Below are 6043 nucleotides of genomic sequence, written 5' to 3' on the forward strand. Positions count from 1 at the left end.
TTCCCCCCTTCACACCATCCACCCAGGTGTTTTTATGGCCGGGGGGGGGCCGCCCCCCCCCGGGGGGCCCCGCGCCACCCCGGCGACTCAGCAGCCGGCGCCGTTGAGCTTCACGGTTGCCGGGGCGCTGGCCGCGCCGTTGGCGGTGAAGCCCACGGTGACCGAGGCCCCCGCCGCCAGGGACGGCGCGTGACTGGGCGCGGCGGCGGTGACCGTCGTGCCCGACTGGGTGACGGTGGCGTTCCAGCCACTGCCCAGCGTCACGCCGGACGGCCAACTCCAGGTCACCGACCACGGGTTGACCGCGGCCGTACCGGTGTTCTTCACGGTCAGCTCACCCTGGAAGCCGCCCTGCCAGGCGTTTACCTGCCGGTAGGTGGCCGTGCAGGCGCCCGGGGGCGGGGTCGTCGGCCCGCCGGTCGGTCCACCTGTCGGCCCGCCGGTGGGTCCGCCACCGGACGGCGCGATCAGGTACGGCTGGAGGATCGCCTGCTTGGTGGTGTTGATGTTCGTCCAGTCGTCCAGCGCGATGCCCCCGGTGTCACCCGAGTTGGGGTTCCACGACCAGTAGGTGAAGGACATCCCGGTCACCCCGGTGCCGGTGTACGCCATCAACTTCTCCAGCCACACCCGGTCCTTCGGGTCGGCGAGGGTGCTGCCGAACTCACCCATCATGATCGGGGCGATGTTCTGCTTGTAGAGGTAACCGAAGTACTTGTCCCAGATGGCCGGCATGTTCGCCGGGTAGTCGGGGGCGTCGAACCAGGTCTGCCGGTAGACCGACGTGGCGTACTCGTGCGGCGAGTAGACCAGCCGGTTGGCCACGTTCAGCCGTACCGGGAACTGGCCGGCCTTCGACAGGTTGCCGCCCCACCAGCCGCAGTCCTCGTCGTTGCTCGGGTCGTTGTCCCACACGTTGGAGAGGCCACCACTGGGGCAGCTCACCCCCTCCACGAAGATCAACCAGTTGGGCTGGACACCGAGGATGGCGTTGCCGGCCCGCTCGGCGGCGAGCCGCCAGTCCCGCGCGGTGTCGCCGCAGCCCCAGCACGCGCCGGTGGCCGCCGGGTTGGTTCCCTCGGCGTGCGGCTCGTTGTGCAGGTCCGCGCCGATCACGGTGGGATTGCCCGCGTACCGCTGGGCGAGCATCTTCCAGTCGTTGATCCAGGTCGCCTCGGAGACCGTCGACGTGTACCAGAGCGGCGACTGCCCGGCCGACGTCGGCCGGTGCCGGTCCAGGATGATCCGCATCCCCTTGCTGCCGGCGTAGTTGATCACCTTGTCCAGGATCTGCAACGGCGAGAGCCCGATCAGGTCCGGGTTGACGAAGTCGTTGATCCCGGTGGCGGTCGCGCCCGGCTTCAGCGCGTCGTTCGAGTACGGCACCCGCAACGTGTTGTAGCCCAGCCGGGCCATCGTGTCGAGCTGCCCCCGCCACGGATTGCTCGACCAGAGCCCGTGGAAGGTCTTGTTGTCGGTCTCCATGCCGAACCAGTTGATGCCGGTCAACCGGACCGTGGCGCCGGTGCTGTCCACGATCTGGCTGCCGTTCGTGTGCAGATAGCCGGTGCCGGTGCCCGCGGCGGAGGCCGGGGCGGTGCTGACGGCGGTGGCGATGAACACGCCGGCCGCGACGGTGGCGAGCGCGGTCAGCGCACCGCCGAGAGCTTTGGGACGGACCATTCGAGCTCCACTTCAAAGGCCCGGCGTCGGCCATGGGCCGCGCGGGCGAGCTGCCGTCGGCACGTCACGGCCCCTTGGGGGTACGCGGACAGTGCGCGACGGTCCATGTCACGCGGACGGGGACACTCGCGGAAGCTCACCGGCCGATCCTCGACAGCGGAGCCCCGCCGTCGTCGCCCTCGTCCCGGTGGCCCTACCTGGCTCCGTCGCCCATTCTCATCAGCCCGCCTCAATGCGTCAACTGCACGGCCCCGCGGCCCCGCCCGTGCCGTGCGGCGTCCCCGGACACGCGAGAGCCCCCGGTCCCTTGCGGGGACCGGGGGCTCTCGGACAGCGTCAGCTCAGCCGGCCTGCTCGGCGAGCTGGAGGAACTGCCGCTTGGAGGCGAGGGCCTGCTCGGCCTCGGAGATCCGGCGGGCGTCCCCGGCGCTCTGCGCCCGGGCCAGCCGCTCCTCGGCCTCCGCCACCTGGGCCCTCATCTGGGCGAGCAGCGGATTGTCCTCCTTGGTGGTGCGGCGCCACGCCGAGTCCATCACGTCGCGGACCTTGTCGTCGATGACCCGCAACCGGCGCTCCAGCCCGGCGGCCGCCTCGCGGGGCACCCGGCCGGCCTCGTGCCACTGGGCCTGGATCTCCCGCAGCTTGGCCTGGGCGCCCTTCGGGTCAGCGTCGATGTCCAGGGCCTCGGCCTCGGCCAGCAGCGCCTGCTTACGCTCCAGGTTGCCACGCTGCTCGTTGTCCCGTGCGGAGAAGACCTCGCTGCGCCGGCTGAAGAAGGCGTCCTGCGCGGCCCGGAACCGTTCCCAGAGCTTCTGCTCGGCCTCCTTGGAGGCACGCGGGGCGGCCTTCCACTGCGTCATCAGCTCCTTGAGCTGGTTGGCCGTGGCCGCCCACTCGGTGGAGTCCTTGATCTTCTCGGCCTCGGCGACCAGCTCTTCCTTGACGGTCTGCGCCTGCTTGCGCGTCGCGTCCAGCGAGGCGAAGTGGGCGCCCCGACGCCGGGTGAACCCGTCCCGTGCGGCGGCGAACCGCTTCCACAGCTCACCGTCGGCCTTCTTGTCGACCCCGCGAATGGTCTTCCACTCGTCGAGGATGTCCTTGAGCCGGTCACCGGCAGTCTTCCAGCCGGTGGACTCGGCGGCGAGCTTCTCGGCCTCCTCGACCAGCGCGGTCTTGCGGGCCAGGGCTTCGACGCGTGCGGCGTCCCGGGCGGCCCGGGCCTCCCCGGCCTTCTCCTCGGCAAGGGTCGCCAGCTTGTCCAGCCGAGCGGCCAGGGCGTCGATGTCGCCGACCACGTGGGCCTCGGGCAGCGTGGTGCGGATCCGCCGAATCGTGCTCAACGAGTGCCCGGCGTCCGCCGCGCCCGAGTTGAGCCGCGCTTCGGTCAGGTCCACCTCGGTGACCAGGTCGGCGAAGCGGCGTGCGAAGTGCGCGAGACCCTCCTCCGGTGCTCCCGCCTGCCAGGATCCGACCACCCGCTCGCCCTCGGAGGTCTTGACGTAAACGGTGCCGTCCGCGTCCACCCGTCCGAAGGCAGTCCAGTCGCTCATGTGCCCATCCTCGTTCTCCCGGCGTCGAGGGAGCCGTCCCCCGTCGCCGCCACGGCGCAGCCAAGTTACTTCCGGCATTGTCACAGGTCCGACCCGGTCCCCGTCGAGCGCCTATCGCCGACCGTGACCATACGGTGTCCTAGAGCCTGATTGACCGGATCGGCGCGGAGACGCACCGGGCATTCCCGCTACGGTGAACGGGTGCCACTGGTCGCCGCCGCTGTCTGCCCGCATCCGCCCCTGCTCGTGCCCGAGGTTGCCGGTGCCGCCGCCAGCGAACTGGACGACCTGCGGGCGGCCTGTGACCTCGCCGTACGCCGACTGCTGGCCGCCGATCCGGACGCGGTGGTGCTGCTCGGCGTCGGCCCGTCGACCGGCCCGATCCGGCCCCCGGCCACCGGTTCCCTGCAGCCCTGGGGCGTCGACCTGGACGTGCCCCTGATCCCCGGTCAGCCGGACCGGGGCGCGGTGCTGCCGTTGAGCCTGACGGTCGGCGCGTGGCTGCTGGCCCGGCACGCCGTGCGTCCCGCCGTGGCCGCCGCGGCGGTGACCGCCGTGCAGGTGACCGCCGACGCCGGGCCGGTGGAGGTGGCCGCGCTCGCCGAGCAGGTCGCCGCGGCCGGTGAGCGGGTGGCACTGCTGGTGCTCGGCGACGGGTCGGCCTGCCGGGGGGAGAAGGCCCCCGGGTACGACGACCAGCGCGCCCTGCCGTACGACAAGCGGGTCGCCGCGGCCCTGTCCGAGGCGGACCTGGACGCCCTGCGCGACCTGGATGCGGGTCTGTCGGGGCAGTTGAAGGTCGCCGGCCGGGCGTCGTGGCAGGTGCTCGCCGAGGCGGCCCGGTCGAGCGGCGCGGGGTGGCGCGGCGAGCTGCTGCACGACTCGGCCCCCTACGGCGTGGCCTACTTCGTGGCGTCCTGGGAGCGGGCGTGACCGGCGGCGCAGCGGTCCCGGTCGGCACGGTCGTGGCGGTGGTCGGCCCGACGGCGGCCGGCAAGTCGGCGTTGAGCATCGCGCTCGCGCACGCGCTGGACGGGGAGGTGGTCAACGCCGACTCGATGCAGCTCTACCGGGGCATGGACATCGGCACCGCCAAGTTGACCCCCGCCGAGCGGGAAGGGGTGCCGCACCACCTGCTCGACATCTGGGAGGTCACCGAGCCGGCCAGCGTCGCGGAGTACCAGCGGCTGGCCCGCGTTGCCGTGGACGACATCCTGTCCCGGGGACGGGTGCCGCTGCTGGTGGGTGGCTCGGGGCTGTACGTGCGGGCGGTGCTGGAGCGCTTCGAGTTCCCCGGCACCGACGCGGCGCTGCGCGAGCGGCTGGAACGGGAGTTGGCCGAGGTCGGCCCGGCTCCGCTGTACGCGCGGCTGCGCGCCGCCGACCCGGTGGCCGCCGAGGGCATCCTGCCCGGCAACGGCCGGCGGATCGTGCGGGCCCTGGAGGTGATCGAGCTGACCGGCGCGCCGTTCGCCGCGTCACTGCCGCAGCCGACCCCGTACTACCCGTCGGTGCAGCTCGGCGTCGACCTGGACACCGGGCTGCTGGACGAGCGGATCGCGCTGCGGGTGGACCGGATGTGGGCCGACGGTCTGGTGCCCGAGACCCGTGAGCTGGTGGGTCGAGGGCTGGCCGAGGGACGAACGGCCAGCCGGGCGCTCGGCTACCAGCAGGTCCTGCGCCTGCTCGACGGTGAGCTGACCGAGGCGCAGGCGCACGACGAGACCGTCCGGGCCACCCGGCGCTTCGTTCGGCGGCAGCGGTCCTGGTTCCGGCGCGACCCGCGGATCCAGTGGCTGGACTCGGCGACGCCGGACCTGATCGGGGCCGCGCTGCGTCTGGTGCCGGCCGCTGCGCGATGATGGGGGCGTGGAGTTCACCAAGGGCCACGGCACCGGCAACGACTTCGTCCTCCTGCCCGACCCGGACGGTCAGCTCGACCTGACCCCGGAGCTGGTCGCGGCGCTCTGCGACCGGCGGCGGGGCATCGGCGCGGACGGCGTGCTGCGGGTCGTCCGGGCGGCCAAGCATCCGGACGGCGCCGGGCTGGCCGGCGAGGCCGAGTGGTTCATGGACTACTGGAACGCCGACGGTTCGTTCGCCGAGATGTGCGGCAACGGCGCGCGGGTCTTCGTGCGCTACCTGCTCGACAACGAGCTGGCCACGCCGGCCGGCGCGGCGTTGCCGGTGGCCACCCGGGCCGGCGTCGTGCGCGCGCTGGTCGAGGGCGACGCCGTGTCCGTCGAGATGCGCCGCCCCCAGGTGTACGACTCCTCGACCGCCACCCTGGGCGGGCTGACCCTGCCCGGCACGGCTGTGGACATCGGCAACCCGCACCTGGTCTGTGTCCTGCCGGCGGGCGTGGAGTTGGCCGCGCTGGATCTCACCGTCGCGCCCGGGTTCGACCCGGAGGTCTTCCCGGCCGGCGTGAACGTGGAGTTCATCGTGGCGGGCGACCCGGTCGACGGCACCGACGGGCACTCCCTGATGCGGGTGTACGAGCGTGGCAGCGCCGAGACCCTGTCCTGCGGCACCGGTGCCTGCGCGGTGGGCGCGGTGGCCCTGCGCGACGCCGGCCGCGACACCGGTGTGGTCGCCGTCGACGTCCCCGGCGGCCGCCTGACGGTGACGGTCACCGAGAACTCCTGCTGGCTGTCCGGCCCCGCCGTCCTGGTGGCAACGGGCGAGATCAGCCTTTCCGCGCTGACCAACCCAACCCACCCCCTCCTCTGACCCACCGCGCCCACATCGCGGGCGCGCCGCGTCGATCATGAAGTTATTGCCAGCCTGCTCGGCGTGTCATGGCAATA

5 protein-coding genes are annotated in these 6043 nt (G+C 72.6%); 3 read left to right on the forward strand and 2 right to left on the reverse strand.

Annotation, left to right across the window (positions count from 1 at the left end):
• Positions 1-87: 87 nt before the first annotated feature.
• Positions 88-1683: a cellulase family glycosylhydrolase gene (locus tag ABZU46_RS30645; RefSeq protein ID WP_354863187.1), complete on the reverse strand. Its 1596-nt coding sequence runs from the start codon at positions 1681-1683 to the stop codon at positions 88-90.
• Between the two features lie 341 nt (positions 1684-2024).
• Positions 2025-3233, reverse strand: coding sequence for a DUF349 domain-containing protein (locus ABZU46_RS30650; protein WP_354863188.1), 1209 nt, complete (start codon positions 3231-3233; stop codon positions 2025-2027).
• Positions 3234-3434: 201 nt separating this feature from the next.
• Here ABZU46_RS30650 and ABZU46_RS30655 point away from each other — a divergent pair, with 201 nt between their 5' ends.
• From ABZU46_RS30655 to dapF, 3 genes are read left to right on the forward strand one after another with little or no spacing between them, the layout of a single operon-like run.
• Positions 3435-4166, forward strand: a complete 732-nt coding sequence (locus ABZU46_RS30655; protein ID WP_354863189.1) for a class III extradiol dioxygenase subunit B-like domain-containing protein — start codon at positions 3435-3437, stop codon at positions 4164-4166.
• Positions 4163-5095 carry a tRNA (adenosine(37)-N6)-dimethylallyltransferase MiaA gene (gene miaA, locus ABZU46_RS30660; protein WP_354863190.1) on the forward strand — a complete coding sequence of 311 codons (933 nt, stop codon included), beginning with the start codon at positions 4163-4165 and terminating at the stop codon, positions 5093-5095. Before ABZU46_RS30655 ends, miaA begins: the two co-directional genes overlap by 4 nt.
• A gap of 7 nt (positions 5096-5102) precedes the next feature.
• Complete coding sequence (gene dapF, locus ABZU46_RS30665) at positions 5103-5966, forward strand: diaminopimelate epimerase (protein WP_354863191.1); 864 nt, start codon at positions 5103-5105, stop codon at positions 5964-5966.
• Positions 5967-6043 lie beyond the last annotated feature (77 nt).

Source organism: Micromonospora sp. NPDC005197 (assembly GCF_040608295.1).
Classification (GTDB): domain Bacteria; phylum Actinomycetota; class Actinomycetes; order Mycobacteriales; family Micromonosporaceae; genus Micromonospora.

Coding starts and splice junctions, on each gene's coding strand:
- ABZU46_RS30645 (WP_354863187.1), bottom strand. CDS start 1,683: ATGGTCCGTCCCAAAGCTCTCGGCGGTGCGCTGACCGCGCTCGCCACC.
- ABZU46_RS30650 (WP_354863188.1), bottom strand. CDS start 3,233: ATGAGCGACTGGACTGCCTTCGGACGGGTGGACGCGGACGGCACCGTT.